Genomic DNA, 26,552 nt, shown 5'->3' with positions numbered 1-26,552 from the left:
GAGAAAGTGCAGGATTCGACAGGCGCAGCCCGACCGGATTATTTTTTACCGGATCGATTTTGCGCGATCCGCCCGCCTCATCGCCCCGGCGCAAATCCCGCCAGATAATCCTCGATCTTCTCCGGGTCGAACACCCGCCCGTCGAAGAATCGGTCCGGCCCCAGCGTCAATTCGCCCCGGCGCGATCCCACCGCAAGCGGCAGGTCGACCGCGCCTTCCAGTTTCATGCTGGCGCCCGGCATGGCGACGTCGCTGTTGGCCAGCGCCCGGCGATAGACGTCCGGCCGGAACACCGCGCCCGCCTTGGCCGCCGCAGCGGCGTCGTGCTCGACCATGTTCCACCGCACCAGCTGCGAATAGATCCACAACGCCTGGCTGCGCCAGGGAAAGGGCGTGGCTTCCCGGCTGAACAGCATGAAGTCGGAATTGGCCACCGGCGCTTCGCCCGCCCGCGCCACCATCTGCCCGGAAAGCGCCCGCGCGATCAGGTCCGCCGGCTGATCGACATAGCGCGGCCGCGCCAGCAGTTCCGCCAACGTGGCATGATTGCCGCTATCGTCGCACCAGGCCGCCGCCCGCGCCAGTGCGCGCAGCAGCCGGTCGACGATGTCGGGATTCTCCTCCAGCCACGGCTCGCGGAAGGCCAGAACCTTCTCCACGCCGCGCCGCCAGATGCGCTCGCCCACCGCCACCGTCTCGGCCAGCCCCGCCTCCACCGCGGCGCTGCCCCAGGGTTCGCCCGCGATGAAGCCGTCAATCTCGCCCGCGCGCATCGCCTCCACCGTCAGCGACGGCGGCAGCACGCGCAACACCACATCTTTGTCGGGGTCGATCCCCGCGCTCGCCAGCCAGTAACGCAGCATCAGGCTATGGCTGGAAAAGCGATGCACGACACCGATCATCGGCTTGCGCCGCCACAGGCCGATCGCCGCGGCGAAATCATGCGCGGTGCCCAGCGGATCGGCGACCCGCCGCGCCACGTCCGGCTCCAGCGCGGCGGCGAAATCGCGGGCCATCACCAGCATATTGCCGTTGACGTTCAGCTTGTAGGGCGCGGCCAGCGCGGCGGGCTGCTGGCTCAGGCCCAGCGTCACCGCCACGGCCAGCGGCGCGAGCATCTGCGCGGCATGGACCTGGCCATAGACCAGCCGGTCGCGCAGCGTCGCCCAGCTGGTCGATCGCACCAGCTCCAGCGCGATCCCCTCTTCTTCCGCAAAGCCCTGCTCGCACGCGGCCACCAGCACGGCGGCGTCGGTCAACGGCAGAAAGGCGATTTTCAGGTCCGTCGTCATAATCCCCCTCCGCCCAACAGCTCGCTCGCGGTGATCAGCGCCTGCGCCACCTCCACGATCTTCTTGCCCTGGTTCATCGCCGCGGACCGCAACAGCGCATAGGCGTCCTGCTCGCTCAGCGATCGCTGGTTCATCAGGATCGACTTGGCCCGGTCGATGATCTTGCGTTCGGACAGCGCGGTGCGCGCCTCGTCCAGTTCGCCCTGGATCTTGGCGAAGGCGTTGAAGCGCCGCACCGCCAGTTCCAGCACCGGCTTCACCCGCTCCTTGCGTAGTCCATCCACGACATAGGCGGACACGCCCGCATCGATCGCCGCGCCGATCATCGCCTCGTCCGACTGGTCCACGAACATTGCGATCGGCCGGGCGAGCGCGCGGCTGACGGTCAGCATTTCCTCCAGCGTGTCGCGGCTGGGGCTGCCCAGGTCCATCAGCACGACATCGGGCGCCATCCGCTCCAGTCGCGCGACGAACGCGCCGCGCGGGGGGACGATATGGATATCGTCATAACCCGCCTCGCGCAGTCCCTCCTCCAGGACGGTCGCGCGCAGCCCGCTGTCATCGATGATGACGATTCGCATCTACCCTTGCCTCTTTTCGCCCCTTCACTGGCCGCGATGCTGCGCCGCGTCAATCGGGCGGCGGATCGCGCTGCGGCCATCCTGACGCTTAGTGTGCGGCGGACGTATCCACATTGCCCCGCGGCTTGGGCGCGATCCACACGATCACCGCCGCTGCGAACAGGATCATAGCCGACATGAAGAAAACATGATCGACCGCCATGACGATCGCCTCCTGCTCGACCAGGTTGGAAATGGTCTGGCGCGCCTGTTCGGGGGAAAAGCCCAGGCTGGACAGCAGGGATTGCGTCTGTTCGGGTTGCAGGACGTCGGCCATATCGTTGCGCGACACGCGCTGGCTGTCGCCCCAACTGGTCAGAACCAGCGACGTCGCGATCGCCGTCGCCATGGTGCGCACGAAATTCTGCAAACCCGCGGCGGATGCGGTTTCGCTGGGCAGCACCGAACCCAGCGTCAGCGTGGTCAGTGGAATGAAGAAAAAGGGCAGAGCGAAGCCCTGGACGAACTGCGGAATGATCATCGTGCCGAAATCGACGCCGCTGGTCCAATGGGCGCGCACCAGCGACATGATGCCGATCCAGGCGACCGCGCCCGAAATCATCAACCGCACATCGACCCGCGATATCATATATCCCGCAATCGGCGCTGTGAACAACGCCGCCATCGCCGTCATCGCGGTAACGATGCCCGCCAGGGTCGCGGTATAGCCCATCGACATCTGCAACCATTGCGGAATGACGACGATGCTCGCGAAATAGGCGCCAAAGCATAGCGCCATGGTGAACAGGCCGGAACTGAAGCCGACATGCCGGAATACCCGCAGGTCGACCACCGGATGCTCCTCGGTCAACTCCCATATGACGAAGGCGACGAAGCCGATGACCGCCAACAGCGCCAGCGCCACGATTATCGGATCGGCGAACCAGTCATGGTCGCGGCCGATGTCCAGCATGATCTGCAAACAGCCGATCCAGAACACCAGCAGGAACAGGCCCATCTTGTCGATCGGCACATTGGCCGTCTCCGTCTCCACCGGCTTCAGCAGCGCCTGCGCCGCGAAAATGCACAGCACCGCGATCGGCAGGTTGATGAAGAAGATCCAGTGCCAGCTCCAATTGTCGCTGATATAACCGCCCACGATCGGTCCCAACGCCGGTCCCATCAGCGTGGTCATCGCCCACATGCCCATCGCTCTCCCGCGCATTTCCGGTGGAAAAATGCGCATCAGCAGCGTCTGCGACATCGGCATGATCGGCCCGCCGCAAATGCCCTGTCCAATGCGGCAGGCGACCAACATGCCGAGCGTCGATGACAGGCCGCACAGGACGGAAAACAGGCCAAAGCCGATCATCGCCATGGTGAACATGCGCACCACGCCGAAACGCTGCGCCAGCCATCCGGTCAGAGGTACGCAGATCGCCTCCGCAACCGCATAGGATGTGATGATCCAGGTGCCCTGATCCGGCGAAATGCCCAGATTCCCCGCGATATGCGGCACGGAAACATTGGCGATCGTCAGGTCGAGCACGACCATCAAATTGCTCATCGCCAGCACCAGCCCGGCCAGCGTCCGGCTGCGCGGCGAGAGTCGCGAGAAGATATCGTCGTCGCTGCTCATCGCCCGGACATTCCTTTGGTGTTACTTTTCGGACAGGTCGATCTCGACATCCATGGACAGGCCCACGCGCAACGGATGCGCCGCCAGTTCCTTGGGGTCGAGCGCGATGCGCAGCGGCAGGCGCTGCACCACCTTGATCCAGTTGCCCGTCGCGTTCTGCGCCGGGATCAGCGACATGGACGCGCCCGTGCCGCCGGAAAAGCCGACGACCTTGCCATGATAGACGACGTCGCCGCCATACAGGTCCGACGTCACCCTGGCCGGCATCCCGACGGTCACGCCGCGCAGCTGCCGCTCCTTGAAATTGGCGTCGACATAGACCTGGGCGAGCGGCACGATGCTCATGATCGGGCTGCCCTGCGCCACGCGCTGTCCCACCTGCACCTGCCGCTTGGTGACGACGCCGTCGATCGGCGCGCGGATGATCGCCCGGTCCAGGTTCAGCTTCGCCGAATCCAGCTTGGCCTGCGCCGCCATCACCGCCGGGTCGGTATCGACCGTCGATCCGCGCACCAGCGCATCGTTGGCCGCCAATTGCCCGCTGGCCGCGCTGCGCGTCGCCTGTGCGGTCTGCACTCCCGCGCGGGCCAACTCCAATGCCGCGCGAGCGGCGGCATAAGCCTTGCGCGCGCTCGTCACTTCGTCACCCGACACCGCGCCATCGCTCACCAACGCCTCGCGCCGTCGCAGGTCGATCCGCGCCTTGTCGAAATCGGCCTGCGCGCTCGCCAACTGGGCGCGCGCCTGCACGATATCCGCTCCGCGCGCATCCACTTGCGCCGCCAGCGACGTGCTGGTCGCCGCGGTCTGGCGGAACCGCCGCTTGGCTTCGGCCAGGTCGGCCTCCGCCTGCGCCACCGCGATCTGCGCATCGGTCGGGTCCAGCTTCACCAATATGTCGCCGCGCTTGACCTGCTGGGTATCGCTGACCAGCACGTCGATCGCCTGCGCCGACATAAGCGGCGTCACTTGCGCCATTTCGGCGTTCACATAGGCATTGTCGGTGCTGACATGCGTGCGACCGATCAGCAGGTACCAGGCGCCCCACAACAGCCCGCCGACGATGACGACCAGGGCCAGCCGGATCAGCCAGGTCTTGCGCGCCGATTGGCGGCCTTCCTGCTGCATATCATCGCTGTCGGACGCGGAAGCTTGCGGATTGGCGTCAGCCATGGGGTTGGTCCTTGGACTGGAAGTCGCTGGCGGCGAAACCGCCGCCCAGCGCACGGATGAGGGCGATATCGGTGGAGAAGGCGCTGGCCTCCAGCCCCGCAAGGGACTGGCGCGCGCCAAGCAGCTGGTCCTCGACATTCAGCACGTCGAGATAGGTGGACAGGCCGCCTTTGTAGCGTTTCTGGGCGATGCCATAGGCGTCCTCCGACGCCGCCACCGCCGCGCGGGCGTCAACCAGCCGCTGGTCCAGCGTCTTGCGCATGGTGACGGCGTCGGCGACCTCTTGATAGGCGGCCAGCACGGTCTTGTCATAGGACGCCACCGCCTCGTCATAGGTGGCGCGCGCGCCGCGATACTGGCCCTGCAACGCCCCGCCATGAAAAATCGGCAGGCTGATCGCCGGGCCGACGGTGCCGAACAGCGATCCCTTGTCGAACAGGCTGTTGATGAACGGCTTGGGCGTGCCCGTGGCCGACGTGCCGCTGAAGACCGTATCATAGCCCAGCGATTGGACACCGATCAGGGCGCTCAGCCGCAGCGCCGGAAAGAAGTCGGCATGGGCCACCTTGATCCGCTTGGCCGCCGCTTGCGCGCGCGCCAGCGCGGCGGCGATGTCGGGACGGCGGGCGACCAGATTGGTGGTGACGTCGGCGGGCAGGCCCAGCGGCGCCAGCGCGCCGATCTTGGGCCGGCCAATCGAAAGCCCCCGGTCCGGTCCGGCGCCGATCAGCGCGGCGATCTGATGCTGGCGCAATTCGATCGCCATGGTCGCGGCGGCCAGCTGCGCGCGGGCGGACGATACGGTGGCGTCCGCCTGCCGCACGCTGCCGCGCGTTTCCAGTCCATTGTCGCGCCGGTCCGCCACCAGCTTCTGGCTCGCCATCCGAATGTCGAGCGTGCGCTGCGCGATATCCGCCTCGTCATGCAGCCGCGCCAGGTCGGCATAGGCGTCGGCGATACCCGTCGTCAGCGCCAGCCGCGCCTGCTGCGCGTCGATCCGCGCCGCGCGCGTTTCGGACGTGGCGGCCGCCAGCGCCGCCTTGTTTCGGCCCCACAGGTCGAGGTCGAAACCCATGTCCAGCGCCACGCGCCCGGTGCCCAGCCAACCTTGCGGCACGAAATTCTGGGGCAGTCCCATATTATAGCTTTGCTTGGTCGCGCCGCCGCTCGCATCCAGGTCGACCGACGGCAGCAACGCCGCGCCCGCCTGCTGCGCCATGCCCGCCGCCTTGCGGAAACGGGCGCTGGCGGCGGCGACGTCGGGCGATGCGCGCAGTCCTTCGGCGATCAGCGCGTCAAGCTGCGGATCGCCATAGGCGCTCCACCAGCCATCACCCGGCCAGGCCAAGGGCGCAGCCGCCAGACTGCGGTCCGCCGCGATGGTGGCGGGCGTGCGCAACTCAGGTTTCGCGCCCAGATCGGGGACTGCGGCGCAGGCGGCCAGCAGCAGGATGGAAGAGGCCATGCCGCCCGTTCTGGCGGCCAGGGCAATGCGACTCACGGACATATCAAACCGTACCACCTAGTATGAAAATTGCCATTGCCGCCCCTGCAAAGCCTTGTCAACCGAAATAGCGTACTCTATGGTACGATTTTATGACAGCGCCTGACACGCCCCCGATTCCCTCGCGAAGGGAGGCCCGCCGCCAGGATCGACGCGATGCGATCCTAACGGTGGCGCAGACCTATTTCCTCGAACATGGCTTCGCAGGCACCACCATGTCGGGCATTGCGGCGGAACTGGGCGGGTCGAAGGGCACTTTGTGGAGTCATTTCCCCTCGAAGGAAGCCTTGTTCGCCGCCGTGGTCGAACGCGCGGCCAAGGCCTATCAGGCCCAGTTATCGCAGATTCTGAACGTCGATGAGGCGTTGGAACTGACTTTGCAGCGCGCCTGCCGCAGCCTGATCGAAAAAGTGACCTCGCCCGACGGTAGCGCCCTGCATCGACTGATCGTCGCCCAGGGACGGCGTTTCCCGGAACTCAGCCAGATTTTCTTCGACCTTGCGCCGCAAAATACCCGCCTTTTGCTGGCCGATTTCCTGCATGGCGCGATGATGCGTGGACAGTTGCGACCGGCCGATCCGGTCGACGCCGCACGCGCGCTGCTGTCGCTATCGCTGTCCGGCTGCCACCAACAAATGCTGATCGGCCGGATCGACCGTCCCGCCCCCAATGAAATCGCCGCCGACGCGACCTTCGCCGTTGATATCTTCCTGCGCGCCTATGCGCCCTAGCCGCCCCCCCCGGCCTGATGCCATCGCATTGATCGCATATCGGCACGTTAACCATTTCTTCGGCGGCGCTTCTTATCCTTCCGTCAGGCCAGAATCGGGAAAAGTGGGACGACATGCCGATCTTCAAGCGCAACCGTATCCGCCATGGCGAACTGGAGGGCGCGCCCGAAACCGCGCGATCCCTGCGCCGCCTGCGTCTGCTGTTGGTCGATGAAAATCCCACCGCGCGCGCCGTCGTCGCCCGCCGCCTGTCGCATCTCAATTATGACGTGGCGCTGGCCGAAAACGGCTTCATCGCGCTTAATCTGCTTGTCACTCGGCCGGTCGACATCATCCTGATCGACATGGGCCTGACGATGCTGCCTGCCGTCGCCACGATGCAAAAGATACGCGCCGCCAATCTGGCCGGCAACGCCTGTTTCGTCATGATCGCCGGGCGGCTCGACAGCCAGTCCACGGTGGAGGCGCTGGCCGCCGGAGCCGACGACCATGTCGTCAAACCCTTCGATTTCGATGTGCTCGACGCCCGCCTGCGCCATCTGTGCCAGCGCGCGGAACAGGTCGGCGCGCTCACCCGCCATAATGCCGACCTCGACGCCCGCATCGCCCGCCGCGCGGTGGAACTGGGCGAAACCCGCGAAGCGCTGCGCGAAATGCAGATCGACCGCGCCCGCCTCGTCTCGTCGATCCAGGCGCTGCATGACGAGGTCGAGCGCCTCCACGCCGCTCAGGGCTGATCCATCTCCAGCCACAATGACAGGCCATCCCCAGGATCGGCCGGCGGCGCATCGGCCATGATCCGCGCCGCATCCGCCCGCGCCCGGTTCAACAGGCCCGCCGGCACCGCCGGTTGATGATAGACCCGGTCCGCTTCCCCCAACAGCCGCGCCGACCGCAATGTCAGCTCGTCGGGATCGCCCGACAGCAGCCGGATCACCTCCAGCCGCGATGGCGTTTCGGCACCCTCCGCCGCCAGCCAGCCCGGCACGCCATCGGCCGCCCCGTCGCGCAGCGGATCGATCGGCCCGCCAGGGACCAGCCCCGCATCGATCGCCCGCCGCCGCGCACCCGCGTCCGGCCAGCGCGCCCGGATCGCCGCCCGCCCAGCAAACAGCGCCGTCGCCAGGTCGCCCAGCCGCGCCGGCAGCATCGCCTCCAGCCGTTGCCGCAACGCCTTGGCCAGCCCCGCCGACGCCCCGCCCGTGCCGATCGCGATCAACACCGGATCGCGATCCACGATCGCGGGCAGGGTAAAATCGCACAAATCCGGCATGTCGGTCGCATTGACCAGCACGCCCCGCGCCCGCAGCCGCGCCACGGTCGCCCCGTCGCCATCCGCCACGATCGCGATCCGCGCCGCTACATTATCCTCGCCGACGACGATCGCGCCCGCCCGCTCCAGCAGCCGGCGCTTGGCGTCCGCCGCTTCGCCCTCGCCCGTCAGGATCACTGGCCGGCCCGTCAGCCGCAGAAAGACGGGCAGGCTCTGCATCAGTTGCCGACCCAGTTCGGGATGATATCCGCTTCGATCAGCGCCTCGATCGGCGGCCGCGCCCGCACCACCCCCCATTGGTCGCCCGACACCAGCACTTCGGGCGTCAGCGGACGGCTGTTATAGGTGCCCGCCATCGTCGCGCCATAGGCGCCCGCGGTCATGAACGCGACCAGGTCGCCCGCCTGCACCACATCCATGTCGCGATGCATGGCGAAGGTATCGCCCGTCTCGCACACCGGCCCCACCACATTGGCGGTTTCGCGCGTCCCCGCAGGCTTCACCGCGCGGATATCATGCCAGGCGTCATACAGGCTCGGCCGCATCAGGTCGTTCATCGCCGCATCGACGATCACGAACGGCGCCTGCGCGCCCTGCTTCACCCGCACCACGCGCGACAGCAACGCTCCGGCATTGCCCACGATCACCCGGCCCGGCTCGAACATCAGCCGCACCGGCCAGCCCTGCGTCACCCGGCACACCATCGCGCCATAGGCGGCGGGGCTGGGCGGCAAAGGCTGGGACGGATCATAGGGTACGCCCAGTCCCCCGCCCAGATCGGCGGTGCGAATGTCATGTCCCGCCGCCCGCAGCTTCTCGATCAGCGCGCCAACCTTGGTGAAGGCCGCCTCCAGCGGGGCCAGGTCGGTCAGTTGGCTACCGATATGCACGGCCACGCCCTGCACATCCAGGCCGGGCAGATCTAGCGCCGCCGCATAGGATTCAATCGCCCGGTCATAGGGAATACCGAACTTGTTTTCGGATTTTCCGGTCGAAATCTTGGCATGGGTGCCCGCGTCCACATCGGGATTGATGCGATAGGCTACGGCCGCGCGCGTCCCCATCGACAGCGCGACCTCCGACAGCATCTCGGCTTCCGGTTCGCTTTCCAGATTGAACTGGTAGATGCCCTTTTCCAGCGCCAGCCGCATTTCCTGCGCGGTCTTGCCCACGCCCGAAAAAACGATGCGGTCGGCCGGGATACCCGCCGCGATCGCGCGCAGCAACTCGCCGCCCGACACCACATCCGCGCCCAGGCCCAGCCTTCCCAGCGTCGCCAGCACGGCGGCATTGGGATTGGCCTTCACCGCAAAGGCGATCAGCGGGTTGTCGAGCGCGTTCAGCCCTTCGCGGAACACGCTGACATGGCGCTCCAGCGTCGCGGTGGAATAGACATAGACGGGCGTGCCGACCGCATCGGCGATCACGTCCAGCGGCACCTGCTCCACCTGCATGGCGCCGTTCACATAGTCAAAATGGTCCAACTTCGCGTCCTTAAAAGCTTATTGCGGCCGCTTTTCGGGCGGCAGGTCGAACGGATCGTCGGCCCGCTGCCGCGATTGCGTCAGCAATTCCACATTGCGCTGCGGCCGCGCCTGGATGGATGGCGTCATCAACTCCGTCGATGTCGGCGCCGTCGCCGCTCCCACCGGCACGGCGGCCACATTCTGCCCGGTGACGGGTTTCAACGGCTGCCGCCCTCCGCACCCGGCCAGCACCAGCGCGATCATGGACAGGCCAGCCAGCGTCCGTGTCTTCATCATCCCAGCACCTCTTTGGCTTCGGCGATCCGCGCCCTTACCTGCGACGGCGCGGTGCCGCCATGGCTCTGGCGGCTGGCGACCGACGCATCGACCGTCAACACCGCATAGACCCGCTCGTCGATCCGCGCATCAATGTCTTTGAGCGTCGCGATCGGCAACTGATCCATCGGCACGCCCGCGCTTTCCGCCGCCGCGACCGCGCGCCCGGTGATATGATGCGCCTCGCGGAACGGGATGCCCCCTTCACGCACCAGCCAGTCGGCCAGGTCCGTCGCGGTCGCAAAGCCGCTTTCGGCCAGCCCGCGCATCCGGTCGGTGCGGAACGTCACCGTCCCGACCATGCCGGTCATCGCCGCGATCGACAGCGCCAGCAGGTCATGCGCCTCGAACACCGGCGGCTTGTCGTCCTGCATATCCTTCGAATAGGCGAGCGGCAGCCCCTTCATCGTCACGCACAAAGCGGTCATGCATCCCATGATTCGCCCGGCATGACCGCGCACCAGTTCGGCCGCGTCGGGGTTGCGCTTCTGCGGCATGATCGAACTGCCGGTCGAATAGGCGTCGGGCAATTTCACGAAGCCGAAAGGCTGGCTTGCCCAGATGATGAACTCCTCGGCCAGCCGCGACAGGTGCAGCGACGCCTGCGTCGCCGCCATCAGATAGTCGAGCGCGAAGTCGCGGTCGGATACGCTGTCCAGGCTGTTGTCGGTCGGCTTGGCGAAACCCAGCGCCGTCGCCGTCATATGGCGATTGGTCGGGAAGCCGGTGCCCGCCAGCGCCGCCGCGCCCAGCGGACATTCGTTCAGCCGCGCGCGCGCGTCAGCGAAGCGGCTGCGGTCGCGCCGCACCATCTCATAATAGGCCATAAGATGATGCCCCAGCGTCACCGGCTGCGCCGATTGCAAATGGGTGAAGCCCGGCATCACCGCGTCGGCCTGCTCCTCCGCCCGCGCCACCAGCGCGCGCTGGAGGCCGAGCAAGCCCGCCTCGACCTCGTCGATCGCGTCGCGCACCCACAGGCGGAAATCGGTCGCCACCTGGTCGTTGCGGCTGCGCGCCGTATGCAGCCGCCCCGCGACCGGACCGATCAGGTCGGCCAGCCGCGACTCGGTGACCATATGGATGTCTTCCAGGTCCAGATTGACCGGCACGCCGTTCGCTTCATATTCGGCGGCGATGGTGTCGAGTCCCGCTGCAATCGCGTCCGCATCGGCCTGCGCAACGATGCCCTGTGTGGCGAGCATCGCGACATGCGCCTTGGACCCGGCGATATCCTGTTTCCACAATCGCTTGTCGAAGGGGATGGAGGCATTTATCTCACGCATGATCGATGCCGGGCCGGCGGCGAACCGGCCGCCCCACATGCTGTTGGAGCCTGCTTCCGTGATATCGTCATTCCGCGCGCTAATGATACTGCTCCTGCCTGCCGCTCTGGCGGCTTGCGATAGGCAATCGCCGCCGAAGGAGCAAGCCAATGCCGCCCTCCCCGGTGAGGTTCCCGCCACGTCGGGAGAGGCGACAGGCGGCGCGACGAAGAAGGAGGGCGCCTTCGACTATCGGCTCGACCGCAGCAAGGCGGGCGCCCCCGCCCCCGACTTCGCCTTCCAGAATCCGGACGGCGGCGAAAGGACGCTACAGGATTTCGCCGGCAAGCCGATCCTCGTCAATCTCTGGGCGACCTGGTGCGCGCCCTGCATCGCGGAAATGCCCACGCTCGACCGGATCGCGGCGACATACGGTCCCAAGGGCCTCGCCGTCCTCACCATCTCGCAGGACAATCAGGGACTGAAGGCGGCCAAGCCCTTTTTCGCCAAACATGACCTGCCGCATTTAAAGGGCTGGGCAGACCCGGAAAACCAGCTGGGCTTCCACTATGCCACCGGCCTGCTGCCCACCACCGTCATCTACGATCGACAGGGGAAGGAAATGGTGCGGGTGATCGGCGCGATGGACTGGGAAGGACCGGAGGCGAAGGCCCTGATCGACGCGGCCATGGCGTCCTAACCGGCTGAATGAAACCATAACGAAGCAGAATCAAAAATCCGCCATGCCAATTGATTGCAAAATGGCGTGGCGGCGATGCACAGTTGTCACTTGCCGATTCGCTGATCCCCGCAATATCCTCGATCGCTTTTGCCATGGAAACAATTGAGAAATATTACGTTTTAGTGCATTTTTTTGCACTGCAATAGAGGATTGCCACAGCCCGTCCGTCATCCCCCTTGTCATCATAATGCAAAAACAGGGGGCATGAATGACGCGACTGTCCGCGCTCAAACTTTCACTTATTCTGGCTTCGTCCTGGTCCGTCTGCGCCATCGCGCAGGACGCGCCGCAGGAACCGCAGACCGATGACGGCGCCGCCATCATCGTCACCGGCACCCGCGCCGTCGGCATGCAGGCGGCCGACAGCGCCGCGCCGGTGCAGGTTTTCAGCCAAGAGGCGCTGAGCCATGTCGGCCAGCCGAACCTCAATCAGGCGCTGACCCAGATGGTCCCGTCCTTCACCGCCCAGACGCAGGGCACCGACATGTCGAATTTTTCGCTGTCGGCTCGCCTGCGCGGCCTCAGCCCCAACCACACGCTGGTCATGGTCAATGGCAAGCGTCGCCACGGTTCGGCCATCCTTCAGGTGATCGCAGGCCCGTTCCAGGGTTCGGCCGCGCCCTCCATCGACCTCATTCCGCCCGACGCCGTGTCGCGCATCGAAGTGCTGCAGGACGGCGCGGCCGCCGTGTACGGCACGGACGCGATTGCGGGCGCCATCAACCTGATCCTGAAAGACCAGTCCGAAGGCGGCACTTTCAAGGTCACCGGCGGCCAATATTATAACAGCGAAGGCGAACTCTTCTCCGCTTCGGGCAATGTCGGCTTCAAACTGGGCGAGGACGGCTATTTCAACCTTACCGCCTTCCATCGCCGCCAAAGCTACACCTCGACCGGCACCGGTCAGGTCACCATGGCCGACATTGACGGCAATCCTTATGTCAATATGGCGGGCACCTATCCCGGACAGTTCGGGTCGACCAACAACTATTATGATCCGGCCTGGGCTGGCCTCGACCTCAACGGCATCAACGGCGGCCAGGCCAAGTCGCAGTTGAACTTGCTCTTCTACAATATGGGCTATGATTTCGGCGGGGTCGAACTCTACAGCTTCGGCGACGTGTCCCGTCGCGTTGGCTATGCCAAACAGGGCTATCGCCCACCCAACCGCATCTGCGCCAGCGCAACGGACCTGTCGACCTGCTTTGGCGACACCGGCACGTTCGGCATGGTGCCGCAGCAGAAGGTGGAACAGAAGGAATATAGTTTCACCGTTGGCGCCAAGGGCGAATTTGGCGAAGGCTGGAACTATGATCTCAGCACCACATACGGCTATGATCAGAACAAAATCTGGACGATCGAATCGGCGCATCGCGCCCTCTGGATCGAATCCTATCAATCCTCTCTGCTGCCGGGTTCGACCGTCACCCCCAACACGGTGACCGACGCCTATGACGGCGGATTCAAGCTGAGCCAGCTGACCAACACGCTCGACATCCGCAAGGAATTCGACGTCGGCATGGCCGCGCCGCTGACCCTCGCCTTTGGCGGCGAATATCGGCGCGACACCTATGAAATCGTGGCCGGCGACTTCGCCGCGACTTACAAGGAAGGCGTCCAGTCCTTCCCCGGCTACAAGGATGTCGATGCGGGCAAGCATAGCCGCAGTTCGAAGGCCGGCTATATCAATCTGATCGCCACCCCAGTCGATGGCTGGACCGTCGATCTGGCGGGCCGCTACGAAGATTATAGCGACTTTGGCGATACCAAGATCGGCAAGATCACGACGCGCTACGACTTCTCGGACGCATTCGCGATCCGCGGCACGGCCAGCACTGGCTTCCGTGCGCCCACGCTCGCCGAATCCTTCTACTCGACCGTCAATGTTGGCCCGACCAGCGCGGTTCTTCAGCTTCCGGCCGGTTCGCCCGCCGCGATGCTGCTGGGCTTCAACGCGCTCAAGCCCGAAAAATCGACCAACTTCTCGGCCGGTATCGTACTGCGGCCGATCCCTCGTCTGGCGATCACCATCGACGGCTATTATATCAAGATCAAGAACCGCATTTCGGCCACCGCGTCGCTGCCGGCCATTCAGGGCGGCCTGCCAGTGGCGGGTGCGGAAGATATATTGGCGGCGATCGCCTCGACCGGCCTTGTGCTGGATACCGGACTGCAAACGCTGGGCGTAGCCAGCTTCACCAACCTGATCGACACCGAAACCTATGGCATCGATTTCGCGGCCCGTTACCCGATCGCACTCGATTTCGGCAAGCTCGACCTGTCGCTGACCGCCAACTACAACAAGACGAAGATCACCGACAACAAGAACCCGACCTTGTTCAGCACCGTTTCGGAAAGCTATATCGAGGATGCGTCGCCTGAATATAAGGTCGTCGCTGGCGTTAACTTCTCCAGCGGTCCCTTCTCTGCCAACCTACGTCAAACCTTCTACGGCAAGACCAGCGTGCTTGTCCGCTCCGCCCTGTCGGCGGCCGCGCTCAATGGCCAGTCGCAGGAACGGGATGGCGTGGTCAAGGCGACCGGGATCACCGATCTGGAAATGGGCTATGATTTCACCGACAATGTGACCTTCTCGATCGGCGCTAACAACCTGTTCGACAAGCGACCTGAAAAGCCCAAACTGCTGACCGGCGTGACCGTACTTCCTGGCCAGTCGCCCTATGAAAATGGGACAACGACCTGGAACTCCTATTACGGCCACGGGGCCTATGGATCGGCGGGCGGCTATTATTACGCGCGCATCGAGTTCAAATTCTGATCGAAGTCACGAAGGCAAGGGCCGGTTCGCCAAGGACCGGCCCTTTTCCTTGCCATCTTCATATGGGAGATTGTCCATGACAGCGCGTTTCGCCTTCCTGCTGGCCGCCATGGCCGTACCTTCCGCTCAAGCCGCTACCGTCGAACATAAGCAGGCGCCCGGCGCCATGATCGCAAGCGCCGCGATCATCCCGCCCGGCAGCACCCTCTATTATCTCTCCGGCGCCACCGGCGCGCCGATCGATCCCAAGGACATGGAAAGCCCGGACGCCTTCGGCGATACCGAAGCGCAGACCCTGTCCATCTTCACCAGGATGAAGGCGCAGTTGGCCGACATGGGCCTCACCATGGGCGACGTCGTCAAACTCACCGTCTTTCTGGTCGGCGACCCCAGGCTGGGCGGCAAGATGGACCGCGACGGCATGACCCGCGCGTACAAGAAATTCTTCGGCACGGCCGACCAGCCGAACCTGCCGACGCGCTCCGCCTTCCAGATCGCCGGCCTCGCCCGGCCGCAACAACTGGTCGAGATCGAGGCGATCGCCGCCAAGGCGCCCTGAGCGCGTTCCAATAGGGGGATATCATGACCGACAGCACCGCGCCCAGCCGCCGCGACCTCCTGACCATGATCGGCAAGGTCGGCGGCGCCGCCGCCATGTATCAGGCGATGACCGCGCTCGGCCACGCCGCCGAAACCCAGTTCACCGGCCCACCCGTCCTGTCGGGCGCGAAGCCCGGCGCGTCGGTCGTCATCCTGGGCGCGGGGCTGGCGGGCATGGCCGCCGCCTATGAGCTGCAAAAGGCCGGATACAGCGTCAAGATACTGGAGTTTCAGGATCGCCCCGGCGGCCGTAACTATTCGCTGCGCGGCGGCGATACGTTCACCGAAAGCGACGGCACGGTGCAGAAGGTGCAGTTCGCGGCGGGCAATTACCTCAATCCCGGCCCCTGGCGCATCCCGCACCATCACAAGGCGCTGCTCCATTATTGCCGCCAGTTCGGCGTCGCGCTGGAGCCCTTCATCCAGCTCAACCACAACGGCTTCATCCATTCGACCGAAGCCTTTGGCGGCAAGCCGATGCGCTACAAGGAAGTCGCGACCGACTTCAAGGGCCACACCTCCGAACTGCTGGCCAAGGCGATCAGCGCCAAGGCGCTGGACGACAAGCTGTCCGCCGAGGATCAGGAAAAGCTGATGGAGGCGCTGCGCGGCTGGGGCGTGCTCGACAAGAATCTGGCCTATACCAGCAGCCTCAAGGTCTCCGCCCAGCGCGGCTACGCCCAGGCGCCCGGCGGCGGTCGCAACGGCGCCCCCACCCCGTCGCAGATCGCCAAGCTCCAGGACGTGCTCGACCCGCAGGTCTGGACCGCCATGTCCTTCTATTTCAGCTATGTGATGCAGACGACGATGTTCCAACCTGTCGGCGGCATGGACATGATCGGCAAGGCGTTCGCGAAGCAGATCGGCAAGATCGTCACCTACAACGCCAAGGCGGTGAAGGTCGCCCAATCCGACAAGGGCGTGACCGTCAGCTACAAGGATGTCGCCACCGGCCAGATGCACGATGTCAGCGCCGATTATTGCGTCTGCACCATCCCGCTCTCGATCATCAGCCAGGTCGACATGCAGGTGTCCCCGGCGCTCAAGGCCGCGATGAAGGCGGTGCCCTATGGCGGCCACGTCAAGATCGGCCTCGAATTCAAGCGCCGCTTCTGGGAGGAGGACGACAATATCTATGGCGGCCACAGCTTCACCGACCAGTCGATCACCCAGCTCTCCTATCCCAATGACAGGATGTTCGGGTCCGGCCCTGCCGTGCTGCTCGGCGCTTTCGCCCGCGATCTCGCAGGCTTCCAGCTCGCCGGCATGACGCCGCAGCAGCGGATCGAAACCGCGCTGAAACAGGGCGAGGTCTTCCACCCGCAATATCGCAAGGAATATATGAACGGCGTATCCGTGCCCTGGAGCCGGGTGCCGTGGATATTGGGCTGCACCTCCGCCTGGAGCGAGGACAACCGCAAGGCGCATTACAAGGCTCTCGTCACGCTCGACAATCGCGTGGTGATGGCGGGCGAACATGCCAGTTACTATGGCGGCTGGATGGAAGGCTCCATCCTGTCGGGCATGGACGCAATCGCCCAGATCCACGACCATGCGCAGGCGGCCTGAGATGCAGCGCGGACTCCTCCGTCTCGCCGCGCTGGCGGTGCTGGCCGCCGCGCCCGCGCTCGCGGACTCCCCCGGTGGCCGCCCGGTCAAGCTGGCGCTGCCCGATGGCGAGCAGGTCTATAAGCAGGTCTGCGCCGCCTGCCATCTCGACCATGCGCAGGGGTCGCCCGACGGCACCGTCCCGGCGCTGGCCCATAATGCCAAGCTGGCCTCGGCGGACTATCCGATCACCGTCGTGATGAAGGGCCAGGGCGGGATGCCCTGGTTCTCCGAAATGCTCACCCCCGGCCAGGTCGCCGCCGTGGTCGGCTATGTCCGCACCCATTTCGACAACAGCTATGCCGATCCGGTCAGCGAAGCCGATGTGAAGCGCATCGCCGCCGCCATCCGGACAAGCGAAGAATGACCGACGCCGCCCCCCTATCCCGCCGAATGCTGATGCGCGGCGCGATCGGCGCCGCTACCATCGCGGGCGCAGCCCCAGCGCTCGCCCAGCGCGGGCGCAAGGTCGACCTGCCCGACGATCCAGCCGGCATGGCTGCCAGCCTGACCGACGCTGTCTATATCAACAGCAACGAACATCCGGTCGGCCCCTGCCCCGCGGCGCTCGCCGCGCTGGCGAAGCTGCCGCCGCTGTCGGGCCGCTACGGCATGGCCTTTGCGGGCAAGCTCGAAAGCCTGTTCGCACGCCAGAACGGGCTGGCTCCAGAACAGGTTCAGGTCCACCCCGGCTCCTTCATGCCGCTGCGCTCGGTGGCGCTCAGCTATTCCAGCGCTGATCGTCCGATCGCCTATTTCGAACCGACTTTCGACCAGGGTTTTCTCGGCCTCGACAATGCCAGCATCACCCGCTCGGTCGCGGTCCCGCTGTCGGGCGATTTCGCCGCCGACCCGCGCAAGCTGCTGGCCGCTGCGCCCGACGCCGGCGTCTATTATCTCTGCAATCCCAACAACCCGACCGGCCTCACCACCACCCGCGCCGATATCGACTGGCTGCTGACCAATAAGCCCAGGGGCAGCATCCTGCTGGTGGACGAAGCCTATATTCATTTCAGCGATGCGCAAAGCTGCCTCGATCTGGTCGCGAGGCAAGCTGACCTGCTGGTGACCCGCACCTTCTCGAAAATCTACGGCCTGGCCGGCCTGCGCTGCGGCCTGATCGCCGGGCGCAAGGATCTGCTCGACGGCATGGCGCGCTACGGCACCAACATCACGCCCATGCCGGCCGTGCTGGCGGCAGAGGCCAGCCTGCTCGATCCGACCCTGCTCCCGACCCGCAAGGCGGAAAACAAGGCGGTGCGCGACGATCTGTTCGCCTGGCTCGACGCCAGGGGGCTGCGCTACCTGCCCAGCCAGGCCAGTTTCGCCATGATCCATGTCGGCCGCCCCGGCGCCGCCGTCACCGCCGCGCTGGCCCAGGCGGGCATATTCATCGGCGGCCCGCGCAAACATATGGACGACTGGATCCGCGTCTCCTTTGGCAGCCCGGCCGAAATGCAGGCGTTCAAGGCGGCCTTCCTCAAGGTCATGGCATGACGATCAGCCGCCGTCAGGCGCTGGGCGCGGCGATCGCCGTCCCACTGGCGGCGCAAGCGGCGCAGGCGGGCCGCGCCAGCAAGCCCAGCCTGCCGGACAGATCCAGCTTCGCCGCCACCCCCATCGCCTATCTCGACAGCGCCTCTACCCACCCGATCAGCCTGGGCGCGCGCGCAGCGATGGACGCCTATGTCGCCGCCCGCACGCTCGATCCCGCCGCCGCGGCGCTGAGGCCTGTGGACCGCGCCGCCACCATCGCCAAATTCGCGCGACTGGTGAACGCCGACCCGGACGAACTTTGCTGGGTCCAGTCCACCACCATGGGCGAACAGGCCGTGCTCCGCGCGCTCGGCTTCCCGCACAAGGGCGGCCGGGTCGTCACCGACACGCTGCATTTCTACGCCGGCTTCCCCATGTATCGGGAACTGGCGAAACAGGGCGTCGATGTCGCCTGGGTGCAGGCGCGCGACGGCCGCATCGCGATGGACGACATGGCCAAAGCCATCACCCCCGGCACGACGCTGGTCAGCCTCTCGCTCGTTTCCACCTATAATGGCTTCCAGCATGACCTGAAGGCCGTCTGCGACCTCGCCCATGCCGCCGGCGCGCTGGTCTATGCCGACATCATCCACGCGGCCGGCGCAGTCCCGGTCGATCTCCACGCCAGCAGCGTCGATTTCGCCGCCTGCGCCACCTATAAATGGCTGATGGGCGATTTCGGCCTCGGCTTCCTCTATGCCCGGCGGGGCGTGCTGGATGCCCTGCCGCTGGCCGATTTCGGCTATTATGGCTTCGCCGCGCCCGGCGCCCCGCCCGGCATCGGCCTGTCCCCGCCGCAAACCCATGTCTATCCAATGGACGCTCCGGGCAATGAACCCGTCAGCTACGCCATCCGTCCCGGCGCGCTCGGCCATTTCGGCACCGGCACCTATGCGCAGGCGGTGGTCGCCGCGATCGACCATGGCCTTGACCATATCGCTACCCTCACCGTCCCCGCGATCCAGGCTCATGCCCAAAGCCTGATCGCCCCGCTCCGCGACGGCCTGACCGCCAAGGGCTACCGCCTCATCACCCCGCCCGGCACGCGAACGCCGCTGCTGACCGCCCTGCTGCCCGACGCGAAAACCCGCCTCGCCGACCCACTGGCCAAGGCGCAGGTGCGTATTTCGCTGCACGACCATCATTTCCGCATCGCGCCGTCGATCTTCAACGACAGGGCGGATGTCGACCGCCTGCTTGCCGCGCTACCCCGCGCCTGACATCTTAGGGAGAGACTTATGAAGCACCTTCTCGCCACCGCCCTGCTGCTGGCCGCCGCACCCGCCTTCGCCCAACCCGCGCTGGCCCAGCCCGCCGCCGCGCCGCAAGCCCTGCCCGCCAAGCTCCCCTTTTCGCCGTCGATCCGGGTCGGCGACCTTCTCTTCATGTCCGGCCAGATCGGTCAGGCGCCCGAAGGCATGGACAAGCATAAGGAAGGCTTCGACGCCGCGGTGAAGGGGGCGATGGATTCGATCGGCAAGATATTGGCGAGCAATGGCCTGGATTTCGGCCATGTCGTCAAATGCACGGTCATGCTGGACGACATGGCCGACTGGCCGCGCTTCAACGCCGCCTATCTCCCCTATTTCGAAGGCAAACGCCTTCCCACCCGCAGCGCCTTCGGCGCCGACGGCCTGGCGCTGGGCGCGCCGCTAGAGGTGGAATGCATCGCCGCGTTCAAATCTTAAATCCCTCCCCTTCAGGGGAGGGGTTGGGGTGGGGGCTTTCGATAACACCCGACCTTGAGACAGGTGGCCTCTACCTCTCCAAGAGGTCTAGCGGGAAAAGGGTGAGACGGTCAAAGTGCCACAGCCTCCCGCACCACCAGCACCGGCACGCCATCGCGCACCGGAAAGGCCAGTCCCGCCGCGTCCGACACCAGCGCGCTGCGCGCCCCATCCCACCGCAACGGCGTCCGCGTCACCGGGCAGACCAGCTTCTCCAGCAACCAGGGATTAATCGGCGCAATTTCGCTCACAGCCCGCTCACTGCATCGTCGCCCCGCCATCGCGCTCGATCCGGCCGACGATCTGCATCAGCTGGATGATCCGCTCCGACCGTTCGGACAGCGTATCCGCCTCCAGCAATGTCTGCTTGGCCGCCGGGTCGAACGGCACGATCTGCGCGATGCCATTGACCAGCGCGGTATCGTCCAGTTGCGACACCGCGGTCCAGTCCACCACATAGCCCAGCGCATCGGCGAAGCGCCGCGATTCCTGCTCCAGCGCCGCCCGCTCCGCCATGTGCAGCACCTCATCTTCCTGCGGCGCCTGCTCGACATCGGCCTCGATCTGTCGAAATTGCGTCGGCACCTGCAATTCGCGCACCAGCCGGAACCGCGCCAGGCCGGTCAGCACGATATTGAACCGCCCATCCTCCAAAGCTTCGATCTGACTGACATGACCCAAACAGCCCATATCGAACAATGGCGGTACGGTGCCGGTTCCGCGCGGCTGTATCATGCCGATCCGCCGGTCGCGCGCCATCGCGTCATGGATCAGCGCGCGGTATCGCGGCTCGAAAATATGCAGCGGCAGGTCCATCCCCGGCAACAGCAGCGCGCCGGACAATGGAAAGATTGAGACGCGCGCCAGTGGCATGGCGGTTACGAAAACAGGATCTGGGAGAGTTTGCGCCGCTGCGCCGACACCCACGGATCTTCCAGCCCCACCGCGTCGAATATGGTCAGCAACTGCGCCCGCGCCGCGCCGTCGTTCCAGGCCCGGTCGCGCCGCACGATCTCCAGCAGCGCGTCGGCCGCACCATCGCGGTCGCCATTGGCCATCAGCCCGCCGGCCAGTTCGAACCGCGCCTCATGATCGTCGGGATCGGCCTCCACCTTCGCCTGCACGCTCGACAGGTCGGCGACCGGCTTCACGTCCCGCGCCAGCGCGATCGCCGCGCGCGCCTGATCGATCGCGACATTTCTGGCGACATCGGCCGGCAGCGCATCCAGCACCGCTTCCGCCTCGTCCAGCCGCCCCAGCGCCACCAGCGCCCGCGCCAGACCGGACGCCACCTCGACATTGTCGGGCACCATCTCGGCGATCTGGCCGAACACCGACAAAGCGCGCTCCGCATCGCCCGCCGCCAGCACCTCCTCGCCCATGGCGATCAGCGGCGCGATTTCCTGCAACTGCGCCTTCTCATCCGATTCGATCGGCAATTGCGACAGCAACTGATCGAGATATTGCTTGAGTTGCCCTTCGGTCCGCGCCTGCGTCAGGTCAGCGACCGGCTGGCCCTGGAAAACGGCATAGACGGTCGGGATCGACTGCACGCGAAACTGGCTCGCGATGAAGCCATTCTCATCGACATTGACCTTGACCAGCTTGACGCCCTTGGCCGCATAGTCGGCGCAGACCTTCTCGATCACCGGGGCCAGTTGCTTGCACGGGCCGCACCATTCGGCCCAGAAATCGACGATCACCAACTGCGTGCGCGAAGGCTCCACCACATCCTGGCGAAACGCCTCCACGGCCGCCTTGTCGGCCTCGCTCAATCCCAGGGTCGCCACGCTTCATTTCTCCTGTCCATGCGGTCATGCGCCGCCGTCATACCGCGCCTTATGTGGGGCGTCACCCCTTTGGGACAAGACGGATGCGGGAAAGGATCAGAAGGTGTAGCCCACGCCGATCGCGCCGACCCACTGGTTGCGCGACCCCACGTCCGCCACGATGGGCGAATTCGCATATTTGCCTAGCACCCGCGCATAGCCCGCAACACCGAACACGGCCCAGCCCTTGCGCAGGTCGCCCGACAACGACTTGCCGGCCGAAAGGTTGACGTTCAACCGCTTGAAGCCCGATCCGCGCCCGGCCCGGTCATAGACCGCCAGCCCGCTCGCCAGGCTCTCCTGCGGCGTGATGTCGAAATAAGTGCGGCCATATTTTTTGCCGACATAATCCGCCGACACCGACGCGCCGACAAAACTCGTCATCGACAGCGGCGTGTAATATTCGATCGTGGGCGTGATGACGGCGCCGCCATGCGCGCCCGCGACATCCTTGGTCACCGCGACCCGCGCGGCGAGATTGTCATAATCGCTGGTGATGACCCCGGTCTTGCCGATGCCGACGAAGCCGCCGACCTCCACCGCTATGTCGCGCTTGCCCAGCAACCGCACGGCGTCGTCCTTGATCCCCTTGCGGCTGGTGCGGTCCAACCGGACATTGACCACCGGGCCAAGTTCGAAGTCAAAGCCTGTGCCGGTCGGATCGGGGATAGCATCGACATAGAGCGCCGTGCCACGGGTCCAGAAAGCGAAGTCACGCACCTTGCCGCGCGCCTGCACGATCGGCATCACGCGATATTCATCGGCCCCTTCATAGCTGGGGATGACCGCCGCCCCCGCGCCGATGGTCAACATGCTGTGCTGTTCCTCCTCCTGCGCCATGGCGGGGCCGCAAAGGGGCAGGGCCGCGACGATCGTCGCGGCCAGTCGGCTGCGGAAAAAATGCATGATGGCCCTATTCGTAAAACTGCGTTTGGACCTAAGAATGTTTTGAGGGGGTTACAGGTTCCCGCCCTCTGTTTCAGAGGAAATATTTGAGCCTGATCGCCTGCTCCACCGGCGCGCCCGCGACCGGAAAACTGGCCGAACCAAAGCTCGGCGCGCCGAAACGCAGCACCGGATTGCGCGAAAAGCCCACACCCTCGCGCGGGATGCCCATGAATGTGTCCAGCTTGCCATTGCCATTTTCGTCATGGACGATGGCGATCGCATAATCGCCCGGCGCGACCGTGCCAAGCGGGATCGGCCCGCTCTTCACCGGCACCGCGAAATGCCGCTTGTCAGGGTCTTTGGCGCAATCTGGGAAATACGCGGCCGATCGGGTGACGCACACCAATATCTGCCCTCTGGTCGATCGCAGCCCCTCCAACGTCATGCTGAGCGCCTGGGGCTGCCCCGCTGCCCCTGCACCCGATCCTGCAATGGCCATGAACAATAGCGCTCCCAACCGCCTCACGCACCCACCTTCTTGAAATCGCCCAGCCCCTTATCGGTGCCGCACAGGCGGTCCCAAACGCGGAAATATAGCCCGTAATTACAATTATACTGGTCATGATGCCGCTGATGATGGGTGGCGGTTATCAACCACCCGCCCATCGGCCCGCGCACCATCCACCGGGGGAACATCTCCCATCCCATATGGTTGCTCACCCCCATGATCGTCATGATTGTCAGCACGCATCCCAGCGCGCCGACATGGATGGGAATCAGGAACACCAGAGCCGGGATCACCACCGCCCCGGTCAGCGCCTCCCAGGGATGGAAACTCATCGCCGCCCAGGCGGTCGGCGGTCGGCTGGCATGATGCACCGCATGGGCGATGCGGAATAGCTTGGGCCGGTGCATCCAGCGATGCGTCCAGTAAAACCATGTGTCGTGCGCGGCCAGATATAGCAGCACCGACAGCGGCAGCCACCACAGCGGAAAATCCCGCACGTCGCTGTAGATGCGCGTCCAGCCTCGCTCCTGCCAGCCCCAGGCCACCACGCCGGCGGGCGCGCCATAGATCAGCGCGGACGCCAGCGACCAGCCGATCTCCCGCCCCATCTGCTTTTCCAGCCCGCGATACAGCCCCGGCTGGCGAATCCGCGTCGCCAGCGCAAACCCGCCGCTCGCCAGCAGATAGCGGACGCCGACAATGACGCTCATCGCCAGGGCGGACAGAAGGATGGCTGCGACCATGGGGAGCGCTATACAGACTTCTTGATAGGTGACGAATAGGGTTGGTCGAGATTTCGTCCAGATGGAGCCGAAAAGCGTGACTTTCGAGTAGCTCGGAACGAGTCACGCGCCTCGTTCCGACGCAGCATACTTAAAGTACGTGAGCGCCGGAGCGCAGAAAAGCGCGCCTTGCAGGCCCATATGGGCGGAATATCGGCCAACCCTAAGTCCGCGGCCGCGCCTGCCGATAGCTGCCCAACTGCCGCACCCACTTGGTGTGGAACTCCAGCTCCGCCAAAGCCCGGTCCACCGCCGGATCGCCCGGCATCCCCTCGATATCGCAGAAAAACTCCGTCGCGGCGAAACTGGCTCCGCGCTGGTAGCTTTCCAGCTTGGTCATATTGACCCCGTTGGTCGCAAAGCCGCCCATCGCCTTGTAGAGTGCGGCGGGCACATTCTTCACCTCGAACAGGAATGTCGTCATCACCGGCCCGACATGGGCGACCGGCATCCTGCCCTCCTGCGCCAGCACCAGGAAGCGGGTCATATTGTCGTCGCTATCCTCGATATTCTCGGCAATCAGGCGCAGCCCATAGAGTTCCGCCGCCAGATAGGGCGCAATCGCCCCTTCGCCCGGCGTGCGCGTCTCCGCCACCAGCGCCGCCGCGCCCGCCGTATCGGCATAGGCGACCGGCTGGATACCGCGCTCGCGCAGATAATGGCGGCACTGGCCCAGCGCCTGCGGATGGCTGATCGCGCTCTTTACCGGGCTGTCGTCGGGCGCCATCAGGCAATGCCGGATACGCAGGAAATATTCGTCGACGATGCTCAGCCCCGATTCGGGCAGCAGGAAATGCATGTCCGCCACTCGCCCGTGCAGGCTGTTTTCAATCGGAATAATCGCCCGCGCCGCCAGCCCGTTCCGCACCGCGTCGATCGCATCCTCGAACGCGAAGCAGGGCAGCGGCACGCAATCGGGCGCATAGCCCAATGCGGCCAGATGCGAATTGGCGCCGGGCGCGCCCTGATAGGCGACGGCGCGCGCCGGGTCGGCGGCGGCCTTTTGCGCGAGTTGGGCGACGATCGCGCGGGCGGGGGCGGGATAATTTTCCATGACTGGCTGCGCGCTTAGGGTTTCACCTGCCCCCACGCAAGCATCGCCGCGGCGTCCGCGCACGCAAAGGGCGATTTACCGTGCCAACCCGGCTTGCATGGTGGCGTGTCCGCCATTATGGCAGCGCACAAGAGGGGGCGCGGAAGACAGCCGCCAGAACAGAAGCGCAAGGGAAATCGAGCGAAATGGGCGATCGTTTCAACACCGTGGCGGGCTGGGCTTTGTTTGCGGGGATCATCGCGCTGGGTGGCGCGATCGTCAGTTCCAAATATTTCCATGACGAACGCCCCGAAAAGATGGGCTACGCGATCGAAGGCGTCGAAGCCGAGGGCGAGGGCGGCGACACCGGCCCCGGCCTCAACACCCTGCTGGCCAGCGCGGACGTCGCGGCCGGTGAGAAGGTGTTCGCCAAATGCGCCGCCTGCCACACCGTGAACCAGGGCGGCGCCAACGGCATCGGTCCCAATCTCTACGCCACGGTCGGCGAATCGATCGGCCAGGGCAAGGGCGGCTTCGCCTTCTCCGACGCGCTCAAGAGCAAAGGCGGCGAATGGAGCTTCGACAATCTCGATCACTGGCTGAAAAGCCCGCGTGAATTCGCGCCCGGCACCAAGATGACCTTTGCAGGGCTCGGCAATCCGGCCGATCGCGCCAACCTGATCGCCTGGCTCAACACGCAGGGGTCCAACCTGCCGCTGCCCGCAGCCGACGCCGCGCCTGCCGCAGCGGAAGGCGCCAACGCCGCCGAAGCCGGCAATGCCGCCAATGCGACGGAAGCCCCCGCAGCGAACGCGGCCAACGCCAGCGAATAAGCGGCGTCACAGAGCAACGAGAAAGGGCGCGGCGCTGATTGCCGCGCCCTTTCTCGTTTGGGGCTGGTTGCGTCCGCAGCGAAGCGACCCTGCCGCATAATGTGATGGCCGATGTGCGTAGGTTGCAGACACCCCACTCCTATGCCGTCATCTCCGCGCAAGCGGGGTGGCGGAGAGGAGCGCGACTCTTCACCGACATCCCGCCTTTGCACCGTGTCAAAGGTTGGGAGACAGGCTCCCGCCTGCGCGGGAATGACAAAAAGAGTGGGTAGCAGAGTAACCGACCGGTTGAGGCCGCCTGCCTTGCTGTGATGTGAGCGCGTGTCAACGGCGGAGCAAAAGTCGGCCATTCGGCGGCGTAAAACCAGGCCATCGTGTTACATGCCGGGGGGAGTGGCGTGAGGGCGTAGCCCGAGGGCCACTCCCCCCGGCATTGGTGTAATTTTCA

Annotated in this window: 27 protein-coding genes; 11 read left to right on the top strand and 16 right to left on the bottom strand. The window is 65.4% G+C overall.

The genetic code is table 11. The features are described 5' to 3' along the window. Nucleotides 1-77 precede the first annotated feature (77 nt). The 5 genes from EWH12_RS04370 to EWH12_RS04350 all read right to left on the bottom strand — a co-directional run bounded on the left by EWH12_RS04370 (nt 78) and on the right by EWH12_RS04350 (nt 6,171). On the bottom strand, nt 78-1,292 hold the full coding sequence (locus tag EWH12_RS04370) for a CmpA/NrtA family ABC transporter substrate-binding protein (RefSeq protein ID WP_066604655.1): 1,215 nt from the start codon (nt 1,290-1,292) through the stop codon (nt 78-80). After that, nucleotides 1,289-1,873 carry an ANTAR domain-containing response regulator gene (locus EWH12_RS04365; RefSeq protein ID WP_066604659.1) on the bottom strand — a complete coding sequence of 195 codons (585 nt, stop codon included), beginning with the start codon at nt 1,871-1,873 and terminating at the stop codon, nt 1,289-1,291. Before EWH12_RS04365 ends, EWH12_RS04370 begins: the two co-directional genes overlap by 4 nt. 88 nt (nt 1,874-1,961) lie before the next feature. After that, nucleotides 1,962-3,491: a DHA2 family efflux MFS transporter permease subunit gene (locus tag EWH12_RS04360; protein ID WP_129925846.1), complete on the bottom strand. Its 1,530-nt coding sequence runs from the start codon at nt 3,489-3,491 to the stop codon at nt 1,962-1,964. A 21-nt stretch (nt 3,492-3,512) separates the two neighbouring features. Beyond that, nucleotides 3,513-4,664, bottom strand: coding sequence for an EmrA/EmrK family multidrug efflux transporter periplasmic adaptor subunit (locus tag EWH12_RS04355; protein WP_129925845.1), 1,152 nt, complete (start codon nt 4,662-4,664; stop codon nt 3,513-3,515). Continuing rightward, nucleotides 4,657-6,171: an efflux transporter outer membrane subunit gene (locus EWH12_RS04350; RefSeq protein WP_066604670.1), complete on the bottom strand. Its 1,515-nt coding sequence runs from the start codon at nt 6,169-6,171 to the stop codon at nt 4,657-4,659. The genes EWH12_RS04355 and EWH12_RS04350 overlap by 8 nt, the downstream gene beginning before the upstream one ends. An 89-nt stretch (nt 6,172-6,260) precedes the next feature. Here EWH12_RS04350 and EWH12_RS04345 point away from each other — a divergent pair, with 89 nt between their 5' ends. Beyond that, nucleotides 6,261-6,899, top strand: coding sequence for a TetR/AcrR family transcriptional regulator (locus EWH12_RS04345; protein WP_066604672.1), 639 nt, complete (start codon nt 6,261-6,263; stop codon nt 6,897-6,899). 113 nt (nt 6,900-7,012) lie between these two features. Next, complete coding sequence (locus tag EWH12_RS04340) at nt 7,013-7,636, top strand: response regulator transcription factor (protein WP_066604675.1); 624 nt, start codon at nt 7,013-7,015, stop codon at nt 7,634-7,636. On the opposite strand, the gene EWH12_RS04335 is transcribed toward EWH12_RS04340, so the two are convergent. The 4 genes from EWH12_RS04335 to argH are packed head-to-tail and all read right to left on the bottom strand — an operon-like array spanning nt 7,627 to nt 11,299. Further along, nucleotides 7,627-8,391: a precorrin-2 dehydrogenase/sirohydrochlorin ferrochelatase family protein gene (locus EWH12_RS04335; protein WP_129925844.1), complete on the bottom strand. Its 765-nt coding sequence runs from the start codon at nt 8,389-8,391 to the stop codon at nt 7,627-7,629. The genes EWH12_RS04340 and EWH12_RS04335 overlap by 10 nt on opposite strands. Then, on the bottom strand, nt 8,391-9,656 hold the full coding sequence (gene lysA / locus EWH12_RS04330; RefSeq protein WP_129925843.1) for a diaminopimelate decarboxylase: 1,266 nt from the start codon (nt 9,654-9,656) through the stop codon (nt 8,391-8,393). Before lysA ends, EWH12_RS04335 begins: the two co-directional genes overlap by 1 nt. An 18-nt stretch (nt 9,657-9,674) precedes the next feature. Then, nucleotides 9,675-9,932 carry an argininosuccinate lyase gene (locus EWH12_RS04325; RefSeq protein ID WP_066604682.1) on the bottom strand — a complete coding sequence of 86 codons (258 nt, stop codon included), beginning with the start codon at nt 9,930-9,932 and terminating at the stop codon, nt 9,675-9,677. Beyond that, on the bottom strand, nt 9,932-11,299 hold the full coding sequence (gene argH / locus EWH12_RS04320; RefSeq protein ID WP_129925842.1) for an argininosuccinate lyase: 1,368 nt from the start codon (nt 11,297-11,299) through the stop codon (nt 9,932-9,934). Before argH ends, EWH12_RS04325 begins: the two co-directional genes overlap by 1 nt. A gap of 43 nt (nt 11,300-11,342) precedes the next feature. Here argH and EWH12_RS04315 point away from each other — a divergent pair, with 43 nt between their 5' ends. From EWH12_RS04315 to EWH12_RS04275, 8 genes are all read left to right on the top strand, one after another. Beyond that, the gene (locus EWH12_RS04315) at nt 11,343-11,939 is read left to right on the top strand and encodes a TlpA family protein disulfide reductase (RefSeq protein ID WP_066604692.1); all 597 of its coding nucleotides are present in this window, start codon (nt 11,343-11,345) and stop codon (nt 11,937-11,939) included. Nucleotides 11,940-12,189: 250 nt separating this feature from the next. Continuing rightward, nucleotides 12,190-14,760 carry a TonB-dependent receptor plug domain-containing protein gene (locus EWH12_RS04305; protein WP_129925840.1) on the top strand — a complete coding sequence of 857 codons (2,571 nt, stop codon included), beginning with the start codon at nt 12,190-12,192 and terminating at the stop codon, nt 14,758-14,760. Between the two features lie 76 nt (nt 14,761-14,836). Continuing rightward, nucleotides 14,837-15,319, top strand: a complete 483-nt coding sequence (locus EWH12_RS04300; protein WP_129925839.1) for a RidA family protein — start codon at nt 14,837-14,839, stop codon at nt 15,317-15,319. A 23-nt stretch (nt 15,320-15,342) separates the two neighbouring features. Further along, nucleotides 15,343-16,929: a flavin monoamine oxidase family protein gene (locus EWH12_RS04295; protein ID WP_129925838.1), complete on the top strand. Its 1,587-nt coding sequence runs from the start codon at nt 15,343-15,345 to the stop codon at nt 16,927-16,929. A 1-nt stretch (nt 16,930) separates the two neighbouring features. Next, nucleotides 16,931-17,335, top strand: coding sequence for a c-type cytochrome (locus EWH12_RS04290; RefSeq protein ID WP_129925837.1), 405 nt, complete (start codon nt 16,931-16,933; stop codon nt 17,333-17,335). Continuing rightward, on the top strand, nt 17,332-18,465 hold the full coding sequence (locus tag EWH12_RS04285) for an aminotransferase class I/II-fold pyridoxal phosphate-dependent enzyme (protein WP_129925836.1): 1,134 nt from the start codon (nt 17,332-17,334) through the stop codon (nt 18,463-18,465). Before EWH12_RS04290 ends, EWH12_RS04285 begins: the two co-directional genes overlap by 4 nt. Beyond that, nucleotides 18,462-19,724 (top strand): aminotransferase class V-fold PLP-dependent enzyme, encoded by a 1,263-nt coding sequence (locus tag EWH12_RS04280; RefSeq protein ID WP_129925835.1) that lies wholly within the window; start codon nt 18,462-18,464, stop codon nt 19,722-19,724. Before EWH12_RS04285 ends, EWH12_RS04280 begins: the two co-directional genes overlap by 4 nt. A gap of 18 nt (nt 19,725-19,742) precedes the next feature. Further along, a complete protein-coding gene (locus EWH12_RS04275; RefSeq protein WP_129925834.1) occupies nt 19,743-20,192 on the top strand; it encodes a RidA family protein in 450 nt (149 codons plus the stop codon). A gap of 110 nt (nt 20,193-20,302) precedes the next feature. Here EWH12_RS04275 and EWH12_RS04270 read toward each other — a convergent pair whose 3' ends face one another. The 7 genes from EWH12_RS04270 to EWH12_RS04240 all read right to left on the bottom strand — a co-directional run bounded on the left by EWH12_RS04270 (nt 20,303) and on the right by EWH12_RS04240 (nt 25,292). Next, nucleotides 20,303-20,512, bottom strand: a complete 210-nt coding sequence (locus EWH12_RS04270; protein WP_129925833.1) for a Trm112 family protein — start codon at nt 20,510-20,512, stop codon at nt 20,303-20,305. Continuing rightward, entirely contained in the window at nt 20,490-21,104 is a 615-nt protein-coding gene (locus EWH12_RS04265) for an LON peptidase substrate-binding domain-containing protein (protein ID WP_066604716.1), read from the bottom strand. Before EWH12_RS04265 ends, EWH12_RS04270 begins: the two co-directional genes overlap by 23 nt. Nucleotides 21,105-21,109: 5 nt before the next feature. Continuing rightward, entirely contained in the window at nt 21,110-22,021 is a 912-nt protein-coding gene (locus EWH12_RS04260; protein WP_129925832.1) for a tetratricopeptide repeat protein, read from the bottom strand. A 96-nt stretch (nt 22,022-22,117) separates the two neighbouring features. Next, nucleotides 22,118-22,966 carry a MipA/OmpV family protein gene (locus tag EWH12_RS04255; RefSeq protein ID WP_129925831.1) on the bottom strand — a complete coding sequence of 283 codons (849 nt, stop codon included), beginning with the start codon at nt 22,964-22,966 and terminating at the stop codon, nt 22,118-22,120. Between the two features lie 73 nt (nt 22,967-23,039). Then, nucleotides 23,040-23,447, bottom strand: a complete 408-nt coding sequence (locus EWH12_RS04250; protein ID WP_066604726.1) for a DUF2141 domain-containing protein — start codon at nt 23,445-23,447, stop codon at nt 23,040-23,042. Between the two features lie 23 nt (nt 23,448-23,470). Beyond that, nucleotides 23,471-24,199 (bottom strand): sterol desaturase family protein, encoded by a 729-nt coding sequence (locus EWH12_RS04245; protein ID WP_066604727.1) that lies wholly within the window; start codon nt 24,197-24,199, stop codon nt 23,471-23,473. 202 nt (nt 24,200-24,401) lie between these two features. After that, a complete protein-coding gene (locus EWH12_RS04240; protein WP_066604729.1) occupies nt 24,402-25,292 on the bottom strand; it encodes a prephenate dehydratase in 891 nt (296 codons plus the stop codon). A gap of 185 nt (nt 25,293-25,477) precedes the next feature. Between EWH12_RS04240 and EWH12_RS04235 the strand changes: the two genes are divergently transcribed. Beyond that, complete coding sequence (locus EWH12_RS04235) at nt 25,478-26,104, top strand: c-type cytochrome (RefSeq protein WP_066604732.1); 627 nt, start codon at nt 25,478-25,480, stop codon at nt 26,102-26,104. Nucleotides 26,105-26,552 lie beyond the last annotated feature (448 nt).

The organism is Sphingobium cupriresistens (genome assembly GCF_004152865.1).
GTDB classification, from domain to species: domain Bacteria; phylum Pseudomonadota; class Alphaproteobacteria; order Sphingomonadales; family Sphingomonadaceae; genus Sphingobium; species Sphingobium cupriresistens.
This window is presented reverse-complemented; position numbering and strand designations above follow the sequence as displayed.

Bases quoted from the DNA above. Each gene is read 5' to 3' on its own strand.
- EWH12_RS04370 (WP_066604655.1), bottom strand. From the start codon at position 1,292: ATGACGACGGACCTGAAAATCGCCTTTCTGCCGTTGACCGACGCCGCC.
- EWH12_RS04365 (WP_066604659.1), bottom strand. From the start codon at position 1,873: ATGCGAATCGTCATCATCGATGACAGCGGGCTGCGCGCGACCGTCCTG.
- EWH12_RS04360 (WP_129925846.1), bottom strand. From the start codon at position 3,491: ATGAGCAGCGACGACGATATCTTCTCGCGACTCTCGCCGCGCAGCCGG.
- EWH12_RS04355 (WP_129925845.1), bottom strand. From the start codon at position 4,664: ATGGCTGACGCCAATCCGCAAGCTTCCGCGTCCGACAGCGATGATATG.
- EWH12_RS04350 (WP_066604670.1), bottom strand. From the start codon at position 6,171: ATGTCCGTGAGTCGCATTGCCCTGGCCGCCAGAACGGGCGGCATGGCC.
- EWH12_RS04345 (WP_066604672.1), top strand. From the start codon at position 6,261: ATGACAGCGCCTGACACGCCCCCGATTCCCTCGCGAAGGGAGGCCCGC.
- EWH12_RS04340 (WP_066604675.1), top strand. From the start codon at position 7,013: ATGCCGATCTTCAAGCGCAACCGTATCCGCCATGGCGAACTGGAGGGC.
- EWH12_RS04335 (WP_129925844.1), bottom strand. From the start codon at position 8,391: ATGCAGAGCCTGCCCGTCTTTCTGCGGCTGACGGGCCGGCCAGTGATC.
- EWH12_RS04325 (WP_066604682.1), bottom strand. From the start codon at position 9,932: ATGAAGACACGGACGCTGGCTGGCCTGTCCATGATCGCGCTGGTGCTG.
- argH (WP_129925842.1), bottom strand. From the start codon at position 11,299: ATGTGGGGCGGCCGGTTCGCCGCCGGCCCGGCATCGATCATGCGTGAG.
- EWH12_RS04315 (WP_066604692.1), top strand. From the start codon at position 11,343: ATGATACTGCTCCTGCCTGCCGCTCTGGCGGCTTGCGATAGGCAATCG.
- EWH12_RS04305 (WP_129925840.1), top strand. From the start codon at position 12,190: ATGACGCGACTGTCCGCGCTCAAACTTTCACTTATTCTGGCTTCGTCC.
- EWH12_RS04300 (WP_129925839.1), top strand. From the start codon at position 14,837: ATGACAGCGCGTTTCGCCTTCCTGCTGGCCGCCATGGCCGTACCTTCC.
- EWH12_RS04295 (WP_129925838.1), top strand. From the start codon at position 15,343: ATGACCGACAGCACCGCGCCCAGCCGCCGCGACCTCCTGACCATGATC.
- EWH12_RS04290 (WP_129925837.1), top strand. From the start codon at position 16,931: ATGCAGCGCGGACTCCTCCGTCTCGCCGCGCTGGCGGTGCTGGCCGCC.
- EWH12_RS04285 (WP_129925836.1), top strand. From the start codon at position 17,332: ATGACCGACGCCGCCCCCCTATCCCGCCGAATGCTGATGCGCGGCGCG.
- EWH12_RS04280 (WP_129925835.1), top strand. From the start codon at position 18,462: ATGACGATCAGCCGCCGTCAGGCGCTGGGCGCGGCGATCGCCGTCCCA.
- EWH12_RS04275 (WP_129925834.1), top strand. From the start codon at position 19,743: ATGAAGCACCTTCTCGCCACCGCCCTGCTGCTGGCCGCCGCACCCGCC.
- EWH12_RS04270 (WP_129925833.1), bottom strand. From the start codon at position 20,512: ATGGCGGGGCGACGATGCAGTGAGCGGGCTGTGAGCGAAATTGCGCCG.
- EWH12_RS04265 (WP_066604716.1), bottom strand. From the start codon at position 21,104: ATGCCACTGGCGCGCGTCTCAATCTTTCCATTGTCCGGCGCGCTGCTG.
- EWH12_RS04255 (WP_129925831.1), bottom strand. From the start codon at position 22,966: ATGCATTTTTTCCGCAGCCGACTGGCCGCGACGATCGTCGCGGCCCTG.
- EWH12_RS04250 (WP_066604726.1), bottom strand. From the start codon at position 23,447: ATGGCCATTGCAGGATCGGGTGCAGGGGCAGCGGGGCAGCCCCAGGCG.
- EWH12_RS04245 (WP_066604727.1), bottom strand. From the start codon at position 24,199: ATGGTCGCAGCCATCCTTCTGTCCGCCCTGGCGATGAGCGTCATTGTC.
- EWH12_RS04240 (WP_066604729.1), bottom strand. From the start codon at position 25,292: ATGGAAAATTATCCCGCCCCCGCCCGCGCGATCGTCGCCCAACTCGCG.
- EWH12_RS04235 (WP_066604732.1), top strand. From the start codon at position 25,478: ATGGGCGATCGTTTCAACACCGTGGCGGGCTGGGCTTTGTTTGCGGGG.